Annotated in this window: 21 protein-coding genes; 12 read left to right on the top strand and 9 right to left on the bottom strand. The window is 46.3% G+C overall.

The genetic code is table 11. The features are described from left to right. Positions 1 to 22: 22 nt before the first annotated feature. The 4 genes from J2128_RS10625 to J2128_RS10610 all read left to right on the top strand — a co-directional run bounded on the left by J2128_RS10625 (position 23) and on the right by J2128_RS10610 (position 3,267). The gene (locus J2128_RS10625; protein WP_209691408.1) at positions 23 to 1,480 is read left to right on the top strand and encodes an amino acid permease; all 1,458 of its coding nucleotides are present in this window, start codon (positions 23 to 25) and stop codon (positions 1,478 to 1,480) included. A gap of 113 nt (positions 1,481 to 1,593) precedes the next feature. After that, positions 1,594 to 2,127, top strand: a complete 534-nt coding sequence (locus J2128_RS10620) for a GNAT family N-acetyltransferase (RefSeq protein WP_209691406.1) — start codon at positions 1,594 to 1,596, stop codon at positions 2,125 to 2,127. A 67-nt stretch (positions 2,128 to 2,194) separates the two neighbouring features. Next, on the top strand, positions 2,195 to 2,755 hold the full coding sequence (locus J2128_RS10615; protein ID WP_209691404.1) for a GrpB family protein: 561 nt from the start codon (positions 2,195 to 2,197) through the stop codon (positions 2,753 to 2,755). A 95-nt stretch (positions 2,756 to 2,850) separates the two neighbouring features. Continuing rightward, positions 2,851 to 3,267 carry a pyridoxamine 5'-phosphate oxidase family protein gene (locus tag J2128_RS10610; protein ID WP_209691402.1) on the top strand — a complete coding sequence of 139 codons (417 nt, stop codon included), beginning with the start codon at positions 2,851 to 2,853 and terminating at the stop codon, positions 3,265 to 3,267. Between the two features lie 161 nt (positions 3,268 to 3,428). Here the strand turns inward: J2128_RS10610 and J2128_RS10605 are convergent, their stop codons facing one another. Both J2128_RS10605 and J2128_RS10600 read right to left on the bottom strand, forming a co-directional pair. Next, positions 3,429 to 4,739: an APC family permease gene (locus J2128_RS10605; RefSeq protein WP_209691400.1), complete on the bottom strand. Its 1,311-nt coding sequence runs from the start codon at positions 4,737 to 4,739 to the stop codon at positions 3,429 to 3,431. A 202-nt stretch (positions 4,740 to 4,941) separates the two neighbouring features. Next, positions 4,942 to 6,438, bottom strand: a complete 1,497-nt coding sequence (locus J2128_RS10600) for a radical SAM/SPASM domain-containing protein (protein ID WP_209691398.1) — start codon at positions 6,436 to 6,438, stop codon at positions 4,942 to 4,944. 271 nt (positions 6,439 to 6,709) lie between these two features. Between J2128_RS10600 and J2128_RS12910 the strand changes: the two genes are divergently transcribed. Continuing rightward, complete coding sequence (locus J2128_RS12910) at positions 6,710 to 6,841, top strand: hypothetical protein (RefSeq protein ID WP_281069304.1); 132 nt, start codon at positions 6,710 to 6,712, stop codon at positions 6,839 to 6,841. Positions 6,842 to 6,888: 47 nt separating this feature from the next. Here the strand turns inward: J2128_RS12910 and J2128_RS10595 are convergent, their stop codons facing one another. After that, positions 6,889 to 7,146: a class I SAM-dependent methyltransferase gene (locus J2128_RS10595; RefSeq protein ID WP_209691396.1), complete on the bottom strand. Its 258-nt coding sequence runs from the start codon at positions 7,144 to 7,146 to the stop codon at positions 6,889 to 6,891. Between the two features lie 145 nt (positions 7,147 to 7,291). Between J2128_RS10595 and J2128_RS10590 the strand changes: the two genes are divergently transcribed. The 3 genes from J2128_RS10590 to J2128_RS10580 are packed head-to-tail and all read left to right on the top strand — an operon-like array spanning position 7,292 to position 9,413. Next, positions 7,292 to 7,864, top strand: coding sequence for a flavin reductase family protein (locus J2128_RS10590; RefSeq protein WP_209691394.1), 573 nt, complete (start codon positions 7,292 to 7,294; stop codon positions 7,862 to 7,864). Between the two features lie 34 nt (positions 7,865 to 7,898). Next, the gene (locus J2128_RS10585) at positions 7,899 to 8,717 is read left to right on the top strand and encodes a nitroreductase family protein (protein WP_209691392.1); all 819 of its coding nucleotides are present in this window, start codon (positions 7,899 to 7,901) and stop codon (positions 8,715 to 8,717) included. 51 nt (positions 8,718 to 8,768) lie between these two features. Next, the gene (locus J2128_RS10580) at positions 8,769 to 9,413 is read left to right on the top strand and encodes a flavodoxin family protein (RefSeq protein WP_209691390.1); all 645 of its coding nucleotides are present in this window, start codon (positions 8,769 to 8,771) and stop codon (positions 9,411 to 9,413) included. 209 nt (positions 9,414 to 9,622) lie between these two features. Here the strand turns inward: J2128_RS10580 and J2128_RS10575 are convergent, their stop codons facing one another. Both J2128_RS10575 and J2128_RS10570 read right to left on the bottom strand, forming a co-directional pair. Then, positions 9,623 to 10,402, bottom strand: coding sequence for an N-acetyltransferase (locus tag J2128_RS10575; RefSeq protein WP_209691388.1), 780 nt, complete (start codon positions 10,400 to 10,402; stop codon positions 9,623 to 9,625). 129 nt (positions 10,403 to 10,531) lie between these two features. Continuing rightward, on the bottom strand, positions 10,532 to 10,897 hold the full coding sequence (locus tag J2128_RS10570; protein ID WP_245323627.1) for a hypothetical protein: 366 nt from the start codon (positions 10,895 to 10,897) through the stop codon (positions 10,532 to 10,534). Between the two features lie 357 nt (positions 10,898 to 11,254). Between J2128_RS10570 and J2128_RS10565 the strand changes: the two genes are divergently transcribed. Next, positions 11,255 to 11,599, top strand: coding sequence for a hypothetical protein (locus J2128_RS10565; protein WP_209691386.1), 345 nt, complete (start codon positions 11,255 to 11,257; stop codon positions 11,597 to 11,599). A gap of 50 nt (positions 11,600 to 11,649) precedes the next feature. Continuing rightward, positions 11,650 to 12,696: a radical SAM/SPASM domain-containing protein gene (locus J2128_RS10560; RefSeq protein ID WP_209691384.1), complete on the top strand. Its 1,047-nt coding sequence runs from the start codon at positions 11,650 to 11,652 to the stop codon at positions 12,694 to 12,696. Positions 12,697 to 12,726: 30 nt separating this feature from the next. Here J2128_RS10560 and J2128_RS10555 read toward each other — a convergent pair whose 3' ends face one another. Both J2128_RS10555 and J2128_RS10550 read right to left on the bottom strand, forming a co-directional pair. Further along, a complete protein-coding gene (locus J2128_RS10555) occupies positions 12,727 to 13,293 on the bottom strand; it encodes an epoxyqueuosine reductase (RefSeq protein WP_245323624.1) in 567 nt (188 codons plus the stop codon). Positions 13,294 to 13,543: 250 nt separating this feature from the next. Next, positions 13,544 to 13,723 (bottom strand): hypothetical protein, encoded by a 180-nt coding sequence (locus J2128_RS10550; protein WP_209691382.1) that lies wholly within the window; start codon positions 13,721 to 13,723, stop codon positions 13,544 to 13,546. 130 nt (positions 13,724 to 13,853) lie between these two features. On the opposite strand from J2128_RS10550, the gene J2128_RS10545 reads away from it, so the two are divergent. Together J2128_RS10545 and J2128_RS10540 are read left to right on the top strand one after the other, a co-directional pair. After that, a complete protein-coding gene (locus J2128_RS10545) occupies positions 13,854 to 14,615 on the top strand; it encodes a winged helix-turn-helix domain-containing protein (protein WP_209691379.1) in 762 nt (253 codons plus the stop codon). A 37-nt stretch (positions 14,616 to 14,652) separates the two neighbouring features. Then, the gene (locus J2128_RS10540) at positions 14,653 to 15,222 is read left to right on the top strand and encodes a class I SAM-dependent methyltransferase (RefSeq protein ID WP_209691377.1); all 570 of its coding nucleotides are present in this window, start codon (positions 14,653 to 14,655) and stop codon (positions 15,220 to 15,222) included. A 134-nt stretch (positions 15,223 to 15,356) separates the two neighbouring features. Here the strand turns inward: J2128_RS10540 and J2128_RS12750 are convergent, their stop codons facing one another. Continuing rightward, positions 15,357 to 15,509 (bottom strand): hypothetical protein, encoded by a 153-nt coding sequence (locus J2128_RS12750; protein ID WP_245323621.1) that lies wholly within the window; start codon positions 15,507 to 15,509, stop codon positions 15,357 to 15,359. 230 nt (positions 15,510 to 15,739) lie between these two features. Further along, positions 15,740 to 17,104, bottom strand: a complete 1,365-nt coding sequence (locus J2128_RS10530; protein WP_209691376.1) for a PFL family protein — start codon at positions 17,102 to 17,104, stop codon at positions 15,740 to 15,742. Between the last annotated feature and the right edge of the window lie 4 nt (positions 17,105 to 17,108).

The raw sequence follows: 17,108 nt of genomic DNA, 5'->3' as shown, positions 1-17,108 counted from the left end.
GTAATACAGGGGGGTGAATATTATGGGTGATGATAAAAAAGATGCTGAAAAAGCCTTTCAAAATCCTGTAAAATCCATAAACTGGGTTACTATGGCTCTTTTGACCACGGTTGCCGTCGCAAGCATCCGCGGCCTGCCTGCAATGGCGCCTTACGGGCTTTCATCGATTGTCCTGTATGTAATCCCGGCGATTGTCTTTCTTATTCCTACGGCACTTGTCTCTGCAGAGCTTGCGAGCGGGTGGGAAGGCGGTATATTCGGATGGGTCTACGCCGCTTACGGGGGACGTGCCGGAATGGTTGCGATATGGCAGCAGTGGATACAAAACGTCGTCTGGTTCCCTGTGCAGCTCGCTTTCTTTGCAGCGGCTGTAGCCTACATCTTTAACCCTTCCCTTGCGCAGAACGGTGTTTTTGTAGGCTTCATTATTATTGTCGTATACTGGATTGCAAACCTGATTGCTCTACGCGGCGTGAAGACGTTCTCGGAGATTGGAAGCAAGGGCCTTATAATCGGAACCCTTCTTCCTGTCCTCGTCCTTGTGATCCTTGCGGTCATATTCGTCTTTACGGGAGGAAAAACGGATATTCCTGTCAGTGCATCCGGTTTCGTTCCAATGTGGGCGGGAATCGGAAGCGTCGTTCTTATAATAAGCAATTTCCTTTCGTTTGCCGGGATGGAGATGAACGCTGTCCATGTAACGGATATGCACAAACCTGCGAAAAATTACCCGAAATCAATACTTATGGCATCAGTCCTTATTCTCCTTATATTCATACCGGGAACGCTTGCTATTTCTGCATGCCTTCCTGCGTCAGGAATTGACCTGACTACGGGTGTTTTCCAGGCTTTTGACGTTTTGTTCGCCCATGTGGGTATATCGTGGGGAGCATCAGTTATGGCCTGTCTTGTCGTTATAGGTGTTCTCGCCTCGGTCGTAACATGGATTCCGGGTCCGAGCCGTGGTCTTTTGTTTGTGGGAAAGGAAGGATACCTCCCCCCGTGGCTCCAAAGGACGAACAAAGCCGGGATGCAGGAGAACATAATGGCTGTGCAGGGAATTATCGTAACTGTTCTTGCACTGTTCTATGCACTTATACCGTCGGTGGGAGAGGCTTTCTGGATACTTTCCGCTATGGCCGTTCAGCTCTACCTTATAATGTACGTTATGATGTTTATGACGGCGATGAAGCTGAGGAAAAGCGCTCCTGATACAAAAAGGGGCTTTAAAGTGCCTGCAATGCGTTTTGTCGCATCCGTCGGGGTTATTGCAAGTATCCTTGCGTTTTTCATAGGTTTCATCCAGCCTTCGGGAGAAAACCTCAACCCGTTCTTCTATGCAGGAATCCTCCTCATTGGAATTATTGTTCTTGGTTCGGGGCCTTTCATCCTTCACGAGTACAAAAAACCCGGGTGGGACTTAAGACCAAAAGACAGTGCTGGTGATAGTCCTTCCGGAAGCGAAGGTGCAGAGTCCTGATTTAAAGGTTAAAGGCGTGATAAAAAAGATCTCCTTTTTTTAAACTAATCCTAAAGATATTTTGTAAAGGTTTTTTCATATATACGGAATCAATAACATGAAGCAGTGATAGAATGGAAACTTCAGAACCTGTTTTTATAAAAACGTCTTTGGCAGTCCTTCGTCCGTGGAGTGTTGCCGACGCTGATTCCATCGTTAAATACGCTGACAACCCTAATGTCGCCGGAAACTTAAGGGACGGGTTTCCGAGTCCTTATTTCCGGGACGACGCACTGAAGTTTATATCGGCTGCAAATGTTTTGGAGAACGGCTTTATGCTTGCAATCGAGACTGGTGGAGAAGCGTGCGGCGGAATCGGGATAAGTATTTTAAGTGACGTCTACAGGAAGACTGCCGAAATAGGCTACTGGCTTGGAGAGCCTTTCTGGGGAAGAGGGATTGTTACAGAAGCCGTGAAGGCGGTTGTACCGGTCGCTTTTGAGAGGTTTGACATTGCAAGAATTCAGGCCGGGGTCTTCGGGTGCAACCCTGCATCTGCAAGGGTTCTTGAAAAATGCGGGTTTGTCCTTGAGGCCGTTTTAAAAGACGCCATCTTTAAAAAAGGAAGACTTATGGACGAAATTATGTACGCCAGGTTTCGTGAATGATTCTTTTTGATAAATCGTAATGCTGCAAAATATAAAATTCATGTTTTGCCAATAAGGTATTACCTGAATGATTACCGACAAAAATGAAATATCAAGGTTAGGAAAACTCTATCCTATAATTATATCGAAATACGACCCAAAATGGCCGAAAATATTCGCCGATGAAAAAGAGCTTATCAAAAAATCTCTTGGTGCGGGAAATATTGAAAAAATATCGCATATCGGTAGCACTTCAGTCAAAGGCATGCCTGCAAAGCCTACGATTGATATTCTGCTTGAAGTCAGAAGTGACATGAAAAACAGTGATATCGTCGCAAAACTGACAAATATGGGTTATGCTTTTGATCCGCAGCCACAAAATCCCCCTCCCCATATGATGTTTATGAAAGGATACGGGAAAGAGGGCTTCACGGGCCAGGCTTACCATATCCATGTAAGGTATAAGGGAGACTGGGACGAGCTGTATTTCAGGGATTACCTGGAAAAGCACAACGACGCTGCAAAAGAGTATGCCTCTTTGAAAATTCGCCTGAAGGAAAAATATGAGTTCAACCGCGAGGCATACACGGATGGAAAAACAGAATTTATCCGTGATATCGTGAAAAAGGCACGGAAAGAACAAAAATAAGGTTTTTGGAATATTTGTCCTGTTCATTTTTTTGTTGATTTTATGTGCCACTGCATTTATTAAATCTCGTGCATATGTAGATCAGTTGATGAATTATGGACCTAGAAGAATGCATTAAGTTCGCGAACGAAAACCCTGTTGCATGGGTGGGAACAGAAGACGGAGACCAGCCACGTGTGAGGCCTCTCGGGATGTGGTTTGCCGATAAGACCGGGTTTTACTTCCAGATATGGACTATAAAGGATATCTATAAGCAGATGGAGAAAAATCCCGTCCTTGAACTCGGGTTTATAAGCGAAAAAAAGGACAGGGTTCTTCGCATCGCGGGCCGTGCCGAGTTTCTGGACGACCTGAAACTAAAAGAGAAGTCTCTTAATGACCGCCCGTTCCTAAAAGACTTTGGTCTTACGGCCGACAGCCCGAAACTTGCCATATTCAGGATATCGAAAGGCGAAGCCTACTTCTGGACTATGGAGACAAACCTCGACCCAAAGAAAAAGCTGCTGTTCTGAGTCATGAAATATTATATATAACCTATTTTTTTGTCTTTTGTCCGGTTACCGTAACTTTAAGGTGTTAATACAAAGGTGCATAGAAAATAGTCCTGCATATTTTCAATAAGGGTTTATGCCGGGTTTTCGCAGTTGCGGCTGGTTATACAGTGAAAAGAATCCTAAAAATCATCTTCTTCCCTGTCATCTATGCTTATTTCCCTTTCGCCAAGATGATAATACAGGTATTCGATTCCGAAAGCAAGGCCGAACATGACGACAAGCACTAAAAGCTTCACCGGTGCGGTAACAACCGTGTCATAGACCAGAAATCCTGCCGCCGCAAGGCAGAGGACTGTTCCTAGTGCCGGAATTATACGTTTTGAACCTGTTTCTTTCGACAGGCGGACGTTTGCGTAGTTTACGGCCGCAAATATTATCAAAAACCCGGCAGAGCCCATCGTCGATATGTCCTGGAGGTCAAGAGTATTTGTTATTACAAGGGTTATCGCCGCGGTGATGAAAAGTCCCTCAAGGTGGCGGTTCCAGACCTCCTTTTCAAGAAAATGTGGGAGTTCGCCTGATTTCGCGATTATGTAGCTTAAACGGGCCGTCCCGTAGAATGTCGCGTTTATTGCCGATGCTGTTGAAAGAAGGGCCGCGATTGCTATAAGGACAAAGCCTGCATGCCCTAAAAACGGAGTTGCGGCCTCGGCAAGTGCATAATCACTAGATGCCGCGATTTTGTCCAGTGAAAGGTTTCCTACGGCAACTATTGCTATCAGGATATAAAGCACCGCGACAAACCCGACAGAAATGTAGAAAGCATGGGGCAGGGTCTTTTCAGGGTTACGGACATCTTTTGCGGTGTTTGCGATAAGTTCAAACCCTTCATACGCAACGAATATGATGAAACCTCCCGATACGAGGGTAAGCGCCGGAGACCATGTCGAAGGCGAAAGCGATGCGGTGTTAACGGACAGAAGGCCTATCGCGGTGAAAACAATAAGGATTGCCAGTTTTATTGCGACTATCACGTCCTCCGCCTTTCCGACGACGTTTGCCTTTAAGACGTTTAAAAACATCAAAATGAGGATAACTGCCGTTGCAAGAACATGCTTCATCAGAAACTGTATGTTTTCAGGAAAAAACGTCGCCCCGTAACTTCCGAAGGCGTATGCGTAAAGGGAGAGCATTATAATATAGCTTATCCATATCAGAAGGTTCATCGTGCCTGAAAAAAGGCCGTTTCCGTATCCTTTGATTATGAATTTAACAGTCCCCCCGGGACTTGGATATGCTACCGAAAGCTTTGCGTAGGAGTATGAGGTTACTATTGCGACAAGCCCCGCTATCATGAATGCGACCGGCGTCCCGCCCCCGGAAAGCTTTACTGCAAGGCCCAATACAGCGAATATGCCGCCTCCGACCATGCCTCCGATCCCTATTGAAACGGCTTCGGCAAGGCCTATTGCTTTCCTGTCACCGGTCATAACTATCGTGTTTCACCGAAATCGGCAAAAAGGGTTTTCTTTTCTGCAAGAAAAATGACTGAAAACGGTAGTTAATCTGAATAAGTCTCCGTTTTTCATACGGCATAACCTGAAATGGGCAGGCAGTTTATTGCACCGGATAAAAGCTTTCGGGAAGTTAAAAAATGGTTCATGTCCCTACCGGTGAAAGTGGGTGGGATTTTTATCGTCCGGCAGATGCCGTTACCACAACTGTTTTTTTATCGGTCAGAGGCTCTTCTGCCTTCACGCTGTAGCTTTTCTGCTTGTCTTCAATTTCGTCCCACAGAGATTCGTTTTTGATACATCCGGGGTCGGGCATCGAAAGGTCGCTGAAGTATGACCATGCTCTGGCCCTGCACCCGCCGCAGATGTATTTGTCCGGGCATTTTCCGCAGTTTCCTTTCAGGAGGTCGCGGTTTCTCAGCTGTTTTAGGACCGGTGATGTGTGCCATATAGTGAGAAAGTCATTTTCTCTTACGTTTCCGACATTGACAGGCATGAATACACACGGCTGAACGTCTCCCTGCGGCTCAATGCTGCAGTAAAGTCTTCCTGCACCGCACCCGCCAATGAAGTCGGCAAGCATTCTTGTCTTTCCCTTTATGGCCCCTCCCAGATAGAAGTGACCTACCGGGACACCGGATTTTTCATGCCTGTCTACAGCCACACGGGCAAACTGTGGTGCTGTGGAAAGGACTTCGGGGTAGACACCGGGGCTGTTTTTTGAAAGTATCCTTTCCAAAAGTTTCTCCCTTTCGCACGGCTGAATGTCGCGGTTTGCCATCTCGGTTCCCCTTCCTGTCGGAATGAAATTGAAGCAGATGAGCCTTTTTGCACCGGTATCCTTTACAAAGTCGTAGATTTCGTTCATCTGGCAGTAGTTGTCCTGTGTGACGGTAGTTGCAATGCACGTGTATATGCCTTCTTTTACGCAGTTTTTTATGCCTTCAACACTGCGGTCAAATGCACCGTGTATTCCTCTCATGGCGTCATGCTGCACTGCATCCTTTCCGTCGATGGATATTTCTATGTAATCTACACCTGTTTTTCTGAGTCTTGATGCCGTTTTGCTGTCAATCATCGTTCCGTTGCTCGCCAGTGCAACGTACATCCCTTTCTGGTTTGCATATGAAGCGACCTCAAAGAAGTCCTTTCTCATAAGTGGCTCTCCGCCTGAAAAAGCAATGACGACGACTCCTGCCGAGGCAAGTTCATCTATGAGTCTTTTTGACTCGTCCGTTGTGAGTTCGTCAGGAAGCGCCTTTTGTGCGTCCTGGTAGCAGTGTCTGCATTTCAGGTTGCAGAGGTGCGTGAAGTCCCAGACCACGAGAAACGGTGCATTTATTATCTGGGGCTTTGTGACTCCGTACTGGGCGATTCCTTTAAGTACATTCATAAGCCCTCTTTTGAATACCGGGTTGGAAAGCCCTTCTTTAATTGTGTCGTCATCTATTCCGAAGAGACTTCCTCCTTTTTTGACCGTGTATCCCACAATTTTTCCGGCCAGCCTGCACCTCCGGCACATGTCCGTATCACAGCCCAGGTAGCTGTCTATTGCGTTTGAAAGTCTGTTTCCGCATTTGTCGTCACTTACGACGAATCTGAGAAGAGATAGTGAGAACGGGTTGCCAATCCATTTCTCCACTGCAGCCATTGCCAGTGTAATATCATCAGACATTTTTTTAACCCCCAATTGTCGCCTGATTAAAATGTTAACGGATATATCAGTTTCACGTTGAAAACCAGGTCATAGCACCTTAAATCCTGACCAGAGAATTTTGTGATGCAATGTCCTGAATTTTTGCGCTGATTTTAAAAAGTATTCATTATCATAAATTAACATTTCGCAGAACTGTATCTTGAGGAAGGTTTTGTTTAGAGTACCATTTTAATAAAAAACACCGTTATCATCCAAAAGGCCCATCATATGTGAGGGCAAAAAAAGATTTATGGACTGCCAAAGTGATAATGAACCCCTGACAAAAGAAGAACTCCTGGTTATTGAAGAGTCACTTGAAGAATATAAGAAGGGAATTTACTATACTCACGAGAAGATACTTTCTGACCTTGGCATTCATTGATATGAGTAAATGGTATGATTTCCTGAAAACCGGAAAGTTCCCGGGCTTCATTTTTCAGGTTTTTTCGCTTTGGCTTCAAGTCTTGCCATTCTTACATGAATAAGACGGTCTTGGCCTTTCGGGAGCAGGCGTGAAATCTCAGCCGTCAGTGTCCCGTCACCACAACCGATATCAAGAAGCCGTTCGCTTCCGTTAAGCCCGAGTTTTTCGATAAGCTCATTTCCCCATTTTTTCTGGGCAGGTGAATTTTTGCAGTAGTCGGACGCATTCCATGTAAATGAACCGAAACCTTCCCGAGAGCTCATTGTAAGATCATCCGGTAAGTTTTGGTTAATTCTGTGGAATATATGTTTGTATGGGCGGATGTCTTACCCTGCGTTAACCGGTAAGGATATTTCAGGGTAATTTTTGGGGCAATATATATTATGCAAAAAAACAGAGAGGTCATCCATGGAAAAGAAGGAAATAAATCCTAACTTCTTCATCCCGATGCCTGTTGTTCTTGTAGGGACAAAGGTTCACGGGAAAGCTAACTTCATGACCGCAGGGTGGTGCACCCGTGCAAACGCAAGCCCTCCTATGATTGTATGTGCAATCGGAAACACTCATTATACGCCAAAGGGAATCGCCGGGACTGAAACCTTCTCTGTAAATATTGTCCCAAGGTCGCTTCTCGAAAAAGCGGATTATTGCGGTATGGTTTCAGGAGTTAAGACCGATAAGTCCTGCGTCTTTGATGTATTCTACGGGCGGCTTGAAACGGCGCCTATGATATCCGAATGTCCGGTGTCACTCGAATGCAGGCTTGTTAAGACAGTTCTTCTCCCGTCAAACAGCCTCTATATCGGAGAAATTGCAGGAGCATATGCGGACGGAAACGTTTTCAGCGGGAACAAACCCGATTTTAAGAAGATAGATCCCCTCATTCTGACTATGCCTGACAATAATTACTGGACACTCGGAGAGTACGCCGGAGATGCCTGGAGTGCGGGCAGAAAATTAATGGAGAATGGCAAAGACTGATAAATATAACGGAAAAAGAGGTGAATCAGTATACATGGATACAATAACCGTTGACGGCAGTCTCTGTACAAAATGCGGGACCTGCTCCGAAGTATGCCCTATGGGTATCGTGATTCCGGCAGGAAAAAATAATCTTCCGTATGTTGAAGAGGGTATGTCAGGTCTTTGCATACTTTGCGGGCACTGCGAGGCTTTTTGTCCTGAAAAAGCACTTAAGCACAGTTTCCGCCCTGACGACCGCGAGTACCAGCCTGAAGGTACGGGAGAGATTTCCCCGGAAGACATTGATCTTTACCTGAAAAAAAGGCGTTCTGTCAGATTATATACAAAAGACCCGGTGCAGAAGGAGAAAATAGCGGAGCTTCTGGACATTGCAAGGTACGCACCTTCAGGTGGAAACGGGCAGACCGTCGAATGGATAGTCGTATATGACTTTGAAAAGGTGAGACGGATTGCTGAACTTACCATCGAATGGATGAAGACGCTTGTCAATGTCAGTCACCCGATGAGCGGCCTGATGGGAGGGCTTATCACGGCTTTTGAAGGAGGAAATGACGTTATCTGCCGCAATGCCCCTCATCTTCTTTTTGCGCATATCCCTGAGGGAAACCCGGTTTCTCCGGTCGACGCCATAATAGCCCTTACAAATTTTGACGTTGCTGCACCTGCCTTCGGTATAGGGACATGCTGGGCCGGATTCGTTTCAATGGCGGCCTCTTCGTATAAGCCTCTCCAGGACGAAATAGGAATCCCTGACGGGAGGAAGGTTGGATATGCGGTGATGTTCGGATATCCCAGATATCAGGCGAAATCTGTTCCCGGCCGAAATCCGGTTAAAGTGACATGGATTTGAAGGTTTAAGTGTTTCCGGGTAAAATAAAAAATTAAAGAGTGTGATATCTCAATGAAAGTGATAGGAATAAACGGCAGCCCGAGGATAAAGTGGAATACTGAGACTCTTGTTGAAAAAGTGCTGGAAGGCGCCGCCTCAAAAGGTGCACAGACAAAAATCTTTCATCTTTATAACCTTGATTACCGCGGGTGCACCAGCTGTTTTGCCTGCAAGGTCAAAGACGGAAAAAGCTATGGAAAATGTGTATTGAAGGACGGACTTGCACCTGTCCTTGAGGAAATCGCCGGTGCGGACGCACTTGTAATCGGCTCTCCGGTATACTTCGGGGACGTAACAGGAGAGATGAGATCGTTTCTTGAAAGGCTTTTCTTCCAGTACCTTGCATATACGAATCCCCCGTCGTCTATATTCGGGAGAAAAATCAAAACGGCTGCGATATACACAATGAATGCTCCTGAAAAGCAGGCAAAGGAAGTCGGGTATGATGCCGTTTTCGGCTCGATAGAAAATGTTCTGGTAAGAATATTCGGATATTCCGAGAAGCTTTGTTCGTATGAGACGCTTCAGTTTGCAAACTACGACAAATACGTATCATCTCTTTTCGACCCGAAGGAAAGACTCAAAAGGCACAGGACGGTGTTTCCGGAAGACTGCAAAAAGGCGTATGAACTGGGTGTCCGTCTCTGCAGCCCGTGATGCAGATGACTTAATTATACCAACCTTTTTTTGCGGGGCTTACCCGGGAGAGTGACATCCCTGTTTAAAATCCGGTGTAAAGGAAGAACCCGCAAAAGTAAGAAACATCGATGCGATAAAAAAATTATACTATCAAAAAGCTTAAAGAACCCTTTTCAGGCTAAAGATTTTTTTAATTAAATATATCTGATTGCCGGTGTTCTTAGTCTTCATTTTATTATCTTATCCATGATGTTTTCAAATCTTGTATTGCTTATCGGGTGGTGACTTATGACCTTGCCGTTGTACATGATGCAGAACGTCCCGAAGGGAGAGGGTGCGTTCTGGACCGATTCTTCATCCTCCATTTCTACAAGCCTGGCCTTTATACCGTATTTTTCTGAAGCCGTCTCCATGATTGCCGCAACGTTTTTCTCAGAATACGGGCACTGGGCCGAACGGAATATTGACAGGCCTTCGGGATATTTTTCACAGTTCTTTTCTATATCCGCCTTAAAGGATGGATTTTCTGCCCCGGGGTCGAATTTGAGTGCCATAAGTTCGAAATCAGGCTTTGCCTCATCGACCATAACAAAACCCTTTTTGACGAATATGTCCTTTTTGGCCATAAAAGGGCCTTTTCTTGTGACGACTGCAACACCTTTCATACCTGCATTTTTTGCATCACTTATGCAGGCGTCTATGAGGGAGGAAGCATAACCGTGGCCCTTGAATTCTTTCCTGAACCCGACGAAGATGCACTGGATAAACATATACCCGCCGGCATCGACAGGGCGGTGGGCATAGCGGCCCGGCATGTATTCAAGCATCCCCTGGTATTCCCCTTCCTTCGTTAAAACCGCCTTTATTCTTAGTCCCTTTGGGTAGTATTTTTTGAACCAGTCTATTTTTCTTCTCAGCTCAACGTGCTTTTTTACGTCCTTATACCCGCAGACACCGTATTCGGCGATGTTTTCAGGAGTCAGGTCAATGACCGTGACATCACTCATGCTTTTACCTTCTATTCTGACAGGATAAAATACATCATGATTTTAGGATATCTTTATCAGCCGCAGTTGTCCGGTTTCTGCCTCCGGAAAAATCCATATTTTGCTAATTTTTTTCTATATCCATGTGCATTATTTATGGAAAATCCATTCAAGGCAGTATACCGTAAGCTTCTCTTCAGTCCCTTCCCCGATGCACTTTTTTCTAAGGTCACAGTGAGGACACATGAGGTGCCCCAGCTCTTTTTTGTCCACGTTCAGTGTCCCGTTCTTTTCATGGAGGTCATACAGAAGCTTCAGGTATTTACCCTCGGCAATTCTCGGGATTTCGTCCTTTGAGTCCGACCCTTCCCATTCGTAAAGCCTTTTTTTGCCCTTTCCCGAATTGCATGGCATGCACACGCGTATTGCATTGTCCGGTGTGTCAGGTCCTCCGCAGCAGCGTGGACAAGTATGTGCTCTGTTGTCAGCGGACCTTTCGCTCCGCAATATATGCATTCGTCGGGTTTTTCATGCTCTCTTAACCATTCCCGTATTGTCGACGACCAGACAATTTTACCGTCCCTGAGCTGAATAAACCTGTTCATCTGAAACGCATGCTGCCCCTCAAGACCTGCAGATTTGGCAATAAGTTTTGCATACTGCCAGAATATCAGGTCGCGGACTGTTTTGACTGCTGCCGGTGGCATAATAATTTCTCTATATGGGGCGCGGCGATAAACGTATCGAAATAATCTCAATACCTGCAGTTTCACCAGACCCATAAGGGCCTTTGTGGACTTCCCTCGCCATTGCAGTTATCTCTACCAAAGAAATATATACAGGATTAGCTTATTCATCCCTGAGCTGATTGCTATGCCAACAATCACGCAGTATGTAATAAAGGTCCCTGAAGCGGTTATCGACCGCAGGGACTGGGTAAGATATCTTGCCTTAGTGAACTGGCATTTCAAGGAAGTCGGGGATTCTATAATAGCGACCCCATCCAAAGATTTCAATGCATTCGTTGAAAAAACACTGAACGAGTACCTTAGCGAGAAAAAAATGCCTGATCCGGAGATTGCTCCGGTGGTAATGAATCTGGCTGATGATCATTTTGCCGGAAGGGAGCTGTTTCTAAGAGCAGGGGATTATTATATCCTTCAAAATCACTTCCGGAAGGTAAAAGGTAAGACTAAGACCAAGACCCGGGCAAAATGACCGGGTGCGGAAGAAGGTTCTGAGAATCACTTCCCATAAAGGTATTTTTTATGGTTTTTGAAGGATTCCCTTTTATAATCGGCTGGGAGCTGACTCTTGAATGCAACATGCGTTGCAGGCATTGCGGCTCTGTTGCGGGAATGAGACGTACCAAAGAGCTTTCTACAAAAGAGGCCCTGTCTCTCTGCGACCAGTTCCCTGACCTCCTTGTCCGGGAGGTTGACCTCACGGGAGGCGAGCCCCTTTTGAGAGATGACTGGATGCAGATAGCAAAACATCTTAATGACCTTAACATTCCCGTAAATGTCCTGACAAACGGGCTTGTTATAGACGAAAAGATGATCAGGAAGATGAATGAATGCAAAATTACCGGTGCGGGCCTGAGTATAGACGGTCCGCAGAATGTCCATGACCGCATTCGCAATTATAACGGCTCCTACGAAAAAGCTGTTAATGCGATAAAACTTTTCCAGGAAGCCGGGATTGGTTATAATATTATAACTACCGTAAACAGGGAAAATATCGGATTTCTTCCTTCTATGAACGAAGCCTTCAAATCTCTTGGTGTGGCTTTCTGGCGTCTTCAGCCGTTAATTCAAACCGGACGTGCACGAAAATCTCCCGGACTTGAGCTTGGCGACAGTGAGATGCTTTCACTTGGAGAATTCGTACGCAGTCAGGCCAGAGAAGCTGAGTCCGGGTCTCCGGAGATTATATGCAGCGACGGACTGGAATACGTCAAAAAGACCGGAGATGGTGAGCGGCCCTGGAGAGGATGCCCTGCCGGAATTGTATCCTGCGGGATAATGAGCGACGGACGAATAAAAGGCTGCCTTTCCATGCCTGATGAAGTGTGCGAAGGTAATATCCGTGACCAGAGTCTGTGGGATATCTGGTTTAGTCCTGATTCTTTCAGGTATACGAGAGTTTTTTCAGCAGACGATGCCGGGCCTCTGTGCGCAAAATGCGAAAAGATAGGTGAGTGCAAAGGCGGGTGTTCGTCAAGTTCATATGCCGGCACAGGAGTTTTTCATAATGATCCTTCCTGTTTTTTCAGGGCTGAAAAGAAAGCCGGCGGCATCAAAAACGAATCTTAATTTTCTGTAGTTAGACATTTTGTATCTGACTTAAAATTTCTCAAGGGGGCAGACCTTAATGCACATCCCGCAGCGAAGACCCCCGAGGGAGTTGAACATATAATCTGCATACCTCTCCCTGTGGATAACGCCTTCGGGGGTAATGGCCTTTGGAGGGCAGACTTCTATGTATTTCATGCAGTCACGGCACGCCTCGTTTATGAATGAAAGCCCGCCGTTGTCATCGGCCTTAAGAGGAGCATCAGTAAGTATTGCGGTCATACGCACCCGGGGACCTGACTTTTTCGTTATAAGCAGGTGGTTCACCCCGAAATTTCCTATTCCTGCGTTATATGCGGCATACTTGGATGAAAAATCCGCCATCAGGAGTTTGCGGTCCGCATACCAGTAGCCGAACTCGCTTCCCTCGCTCGGGGCTATCGTTGCGACAAAGCCTTCAGTTTCGATGATTTTTGCGGCTTTAAACGCAATTATCCTTAACGTTGCAGTCCCGGCCATAAGAGTGTTGGTGTATTCGGCACGGCCTTTGGGAAGTGTCACAAATGCCCCCTTTGGAACGGAGACCCCTATTATAATGACAGACCTGACATCATCCATAATATCTTTCGGGTTTTTTCCTTCATAGCCGGGGTTATCAAAGCATGACGCATACGCAATGCCGACAAAGTCCGCACCAAATTTTAGTATATCTCCTTTAAGCGTTTCTGAAAATTAGTCGTCCGTCATCTTTGCCTCCGGTGACTTCATTTAAGTTTGAAAAAAGAGCTTTTAAACGTATTGTACAGATTGCACCCGGAAATAAAAAAATGAATTAATTTTGAGTAGGGGGTTTTGGATAATTCCGGAATCAGTTGCCTGATTTTTCAATCATTTCGGAGATGTCGCCTACAGCTTTTGCAATTGAGCAGTCGGGGCTGTGCTTCCCGCACCCGAGACAGGCGGTTTTGACTTTGTTCAGTGATTCTTCAGCTTTTTCTTTCGTCATTTCTTTTCCAGTGTATTTCCATGTCGGCAATTTACTCACCATAACATAATTTGCAGGTTATTGTTATATACTTAAGCGGCATTAAAATATACAAAGACTGCGGGTACACAAAAATAACCTTCAACCATAATGTGGCAGACAGACGATTACCTAAAGGAGGGCCGGCAGAATTATGGAAGCGGCATTTGATTCCGCAAATGAAATAGTGGAGCTTAAAGACGAGATATTCAGACTGCGTTCTGATCTCAGGCGGTTCATGGAGCGGTCGGGCCAGAAGCACATAGAGACGGTTCTCGGCGACATAAAGAAGAACTACGCAAAAGCGTTCGAAGAGCAGCAGATAGAAAGTGCAAAAAGCTGTCTTTCCTCTAATATGACCAAAGGATGTGCGATGCGTGAGAACTGCTATAAGGTTTTCATGGACTTTTTGCAGGGTACAGCAAAGCACCTTCATGACGACAAAGTATCAGACGAGATAATAAATTCATACCGGGAGCAGATGAATGAGATTCGAAAGAAGTGCACATCCGAAAACTGCGGCACGTGTTTTTCCGAGGTCTTCAGGCTATTTGAAAAGCAGCTTGACTTAATGCAGTCGCTTGGAGTATATTCAGGACCTGAGGATGAAAAATCGGCTGTGTCTGATATTTCCGAAGAGAAAATCGTGAAAGACGTCCTGGAGCCCGTATCGAATGTCCAGAGGTTCCAGATACTTAAGGCCCTCGTATCAGAAAGCCTTTCGTTTTCGGAAATTTCAAAGATGACAGGTCTTCGCGGGGGAAATCTTCTGTTTCACATAAAAAAGCTTACCGATTCCGGGATGATATTTCAGCGCTACGAAAGAAGCGACTACATAATAACCGACAAAGGTTACAGGACCTTAAAGGCTCTCTCCGGGCTTTACAAAAGTCTCAACGCAAATCATGTCACGTAAGGATTTTACCCGGCCGACGGAGAACTATGACTTCCGGATGAGATATTACGTAATGCCCTTTTTGTACAGGACGACGACAGGTGCCCACCGCAAAACTCTTGAAAAAATGCTTTGCGGGTTTCGGGATTTGGACGTCCTTGATATCGCCTGCGGGACGGGAATATGCGAAAGAATTCTGGACAGTTCGGACAAATGCACGGGTCTTGACATTTCGGATGAAATGCTGCATAAAAGTTCTTTTTTATCGGAACACAGAAAAATCCACTTTAACCCTGTAAAGGGGGATGCGGTGAAGCTTCCCTTTAAGGACGAAGCCTTCGACGTTGTCTTATGCTCTCTTGCCCTTCATTTTATGCCCGATTTCAGGGTAAGCATCAGGGAGGCGTCGCGTGTCCTGAAAAAGGAAGGCTCTTTTGTGTGCTGCTGCCCCGTGATGCAGAGCGGAATTATCCTTGACTCCTACTGGCGGTATTACTACAGTAAAGGCAGGTTTTATGCACCCATATTTGAAAAAGACCTGAAAGAGACATGCGTATCATGCGGTCTGTCGTACCGGCGCATCTCAAAAAACGGAAAGCTTCTCTATTTCACATGTGAAAATAAGTGAAAAAAGCAAAAAAATCTTTTTTTGAATTTGTTTTTTTTGGCAGGGTCGGTTTTGGGACTGCCTGAAAAAGGGGATTTATCCTGATATATCTGGTTTTGGAGTCTTTTTGTAGGCCATTCCCTGGAATATCGCAATTATATCGCAATTTTTCTGCCGCTGTCGTAGGTTATCGAGACCGTATAAAGAGATATCTTATTGTTCTTTTCAAACTCCTCAGCATCTGCGGTAAGAATTCCGTCTTTTGCCGCCGTGAGCCGTGCCGTGGCTGTTTCTGTGCCCGTCTTCAATCTTCATGGAAGCCTTTGCAGATCCTTTGGAAACCTCAACAGGCTCTATCCCGGTCACCTGCGCAAACCTGTCTTCCGGAATAAAGTCAGAATCCGTGCCGCTTTGCATTGACATGGTTATGAGGTTTTTATTTGCGAATAAAAAAGATATCCGGAAATTTGTATTGTGCAGGCTGAATTTCTGTCCGGGCGGTCCAGGCAGCCTGGTATTATGTGATTATCTGATGGTCTTAATTCTTGAAACTGTGTACAGGTGCCGGAATTCTTCCGCCGCGGTTTACGAAATCTTCGCAGCCGAACCTGTTTACGCTCTGGACAGGTGCATGCCCCCAGAGGCCGCCGAATTCCAGGGTGTCGCCGACGTCCTTTCCCACAGCCGGGATAAGCCTGACCGCTGTCGTCTTCTGGTTTACCATGCCTATTGCCGCCTCGTCGGCGATGATTCCCGAGATGGTCGATGCGGGGGTGCTTCCGGGAATTGCAATCATGTCAAGGCCGACCGAGCAGACGCATGTCATAGCTTCTAGTTTTTCTATTGTAAGAGCTCCTCTTTCCACGGCATCGATCATCCCCTGGTCCTCGCTTACCGGGATGAATGCACCGGAAAGTCCCCCTACAAACGAGCTTGCCATTAAGCCGCCTTTTTTTACCTGGTCGTTTAAAAGGGCGAGGGCAGCAGTCGTCCCCGGCGCTCCGACTGACTCAAGTCCCATCTCCTCGAGAATTCCTGCGACACTGTCCCCGACCGCAGGTGTCGGTGCAAGCGAGAGGTCGACGATTCCGAACGGGACGCCGAGTCTCTCTGACGCCTCCTGTGCGACGAGCTGGCCTGCACGTGTGACCTTAAAGGCGGTCTTTTTCACCGTCTCACACAGGATTTCAAAGTTTTCACCTCTTACGGCCTCAAGGGCGTGTTTTACGACACCGGGACCTGAAACACCAACGTTTATCACCGCATCCCCTTCGGTGACACCGTGAAAGGCCCCGGCCATAAACGGGTTGTCGTCAGGTGCGTTGCAGAAGACGACGAGCTTTGCACAGCCGAAAGAGCCTGTATCCTTTGTCTCCTCGGCAGTCTCCTTTATTATTTCGCCCATGAGCCTGACCGCGTCCATGTTTATTCCGGTCCTTGTCGAGCCGACGTTTACCGAACTGCACACTCTCTCGGTTACGGACATTGCTTTCGGTATCGAGCGGATGAGGTTTTCCTCCGATGGGGTCATCCCCTTTGAGACGAGTGCGGAAAATCCTCCTATGAAGTTGACGTCTGTGTCTTCGGCCGCTTTGTCAAGCGTTTTTGCGACTTCGACGAAGTCTTTTGGGGTTTTGCATGCGCATCCCGCGAAAAGTGAGACCGGTGTAACGGATATCCTCTTGTTTACTATGGGAATCCCGAATTCGCGGCCAATCTCATCACCTGTCCTGACGAGGTCCTTTGCTTTTCCTGTAATCTTTTCGTATATGTTTTCCTTTAAGGTGTCTGGGTCGGAATCGCAGCAGTCAAGAAGACTTATGCCCATGGTTATGGTTCTTACGTCAAGCTTCTCCTGCTCGATCATCTTGTTAGTCTCGGACACCTCGAAGATGTTGATCATAACT

This window comes from Methanomicrobium sp. W14, from assembly GCF_017875315.1.
In the GTDB taxonomy this organism is placed as follows: Archaea; Halobacteriota; Methanomicrobia; order Methanomicrobiales; family Methanomicrobiaceae; genus Methanomicrobium.
This window is presented reverse-complemented; position numbering and strand designations above follow the sequence as displayed.

Excerpts from the sequence above, each read along its gene's own strand:
- J2128_RS10590 (WP_209691394.1), top strand. The coding sequence starts at position 7,292 with ATGGAAAAGAAGGAAATAAATCCTAACTTCTTCATCCCGATGCCTGTT.
- J2128_RS10530 (WP_209691376.1), bottom strand. The coding sequence starts at position 17,104 with ATGATCAACATCTTCGAGGTGTCCGAGACTAACAAGATGATCGAGCAG.
- J2128_RS10545 (WP_209691379.1), top strand. The coding sequence starts at position 13,854 with ATGGAAGCGGCATTTGATTCCGCAAATGAAATAGTGGAGCTTAAAGAC.
- J2128_RS10610 (WP_209691402.1), top strand. The coding sequence starts at position 2,851 with ATGGACCTAGAAGAATGCATTAAGTTCGCGAACGAAAACCCTGTTGCA.
- J2128_RS10555 (WP_245323624.1), bottom strand. The coding sequence starts at position 13,293 with ATGGATGATGTCAGGTCTGTCATTATAATAGGGGTCTCCGTTCCAAAG.
- J2128_RS10585 (WP_209691392.1), top strand. The coding sequence starts at position 7,899 with ATGGATACAATAACCGTTGACGGCAGTCTCTGTACAAAATGCGGGACC.
- J2128_RS10580 (WP_209691390.1), top strand. The coding sequence starts at position 8,769 with ATGAAAGTGATAGGAATAAACGGCAGCCCGAGGATAAAGTGGAATACT.
- J2128_RS10575 (WP_209691388.1), bottom strand. The coding sequence starts at position 10,402 with ATGAGTGATGTCACGGTCATTGACCTGACTCCTGAAAACATCGCCGAA.
- J2128_RS10560 (WP_209691384.1), top strand. The coding sequence starts at position 11,650 with ATGGTTTTTGAAGGATTCCCTTTTATAATCGGCTGGGAGCTGACTCTT.
- J2128_RS10565 (WP_209691386.1), top strand. The coding sequence starts at position 11,255 with ATGCCAACAATCACGCAGTATGTAATAAAGGTCCCTGAAGCGGTTATC.
- J2128_RS10620 (WP_209691406.1), top strand. The coding sequence starts at position 1,594 with ATGGAAACTTCAGAACCTGTTTTTATAAAAACGTCTTTGGCAGTCCTT.
- J2128_RS10550 (WP_209691382.1), bottom strand. The coding sequence starts at position 13,723 with ATGGTGAGTAAATTGCCGACATGGAAATACACTGGAAAAGAAATGACG.
- J2128_RS10570 (WP_245323627.1), bottom strand. The coding sequence starts at position 10,897 with ATGCATATATTGCGGAGCGAAAGGTCCGCTGACAACAGAGCACATACT.
- J2128_RS10540 (WP_209691377.1), top strand. The coding sequence starts at position 14,653 with ATGAGATATTACGTAATGCCCTTTTTGTACAGGACGACGACAGGTGCC.
- J2128_RS10595 (WP_209691396.1), bottom strand. The coding sequence starts at position 7,146 with ATGAGCTCTCGGGAAGGTTTCGGTTCATTTACATGGAATGCGTCCGAC.
- J2128_RS10605 (WP_209691400.1), bottom strand. The coding sequence starts at position 4,739 with ATGACCGGTGACAGGAAAGCAATAGGCCTTGCCGAAGCCGTTTCAATA.
- J2128_RS10600 (WP_209691398.1), bottom strand. The coding sequence starts at position 6,438 with ATGTCTGATGATATTACACTGGCAATGGCTGCAGTGGAGAAATGGATT.
- J2128_RS12910 (WP_281069304.1), top strand. The coding sequence starts at position 6,710 with ATGGACTGCCAAAGTGATAATGAACCCCTGACAAAAGAAGAACTCCTG.
- J2128_RS10625 (WP_209691408.1), top strand. The coding sequence starts at position 23 with ATGGGTGATGATAAAAAAGATGCTGAAAAAGCCTTTCAAAATCCTGTA.
- J2128_RS10615 (WP_209691404.1), top strand. The coding sequence starts at position 2,195 with ATGATTACCGACAAAAATGAAATATCAAGGTTAGGAAAACTCTATCCT.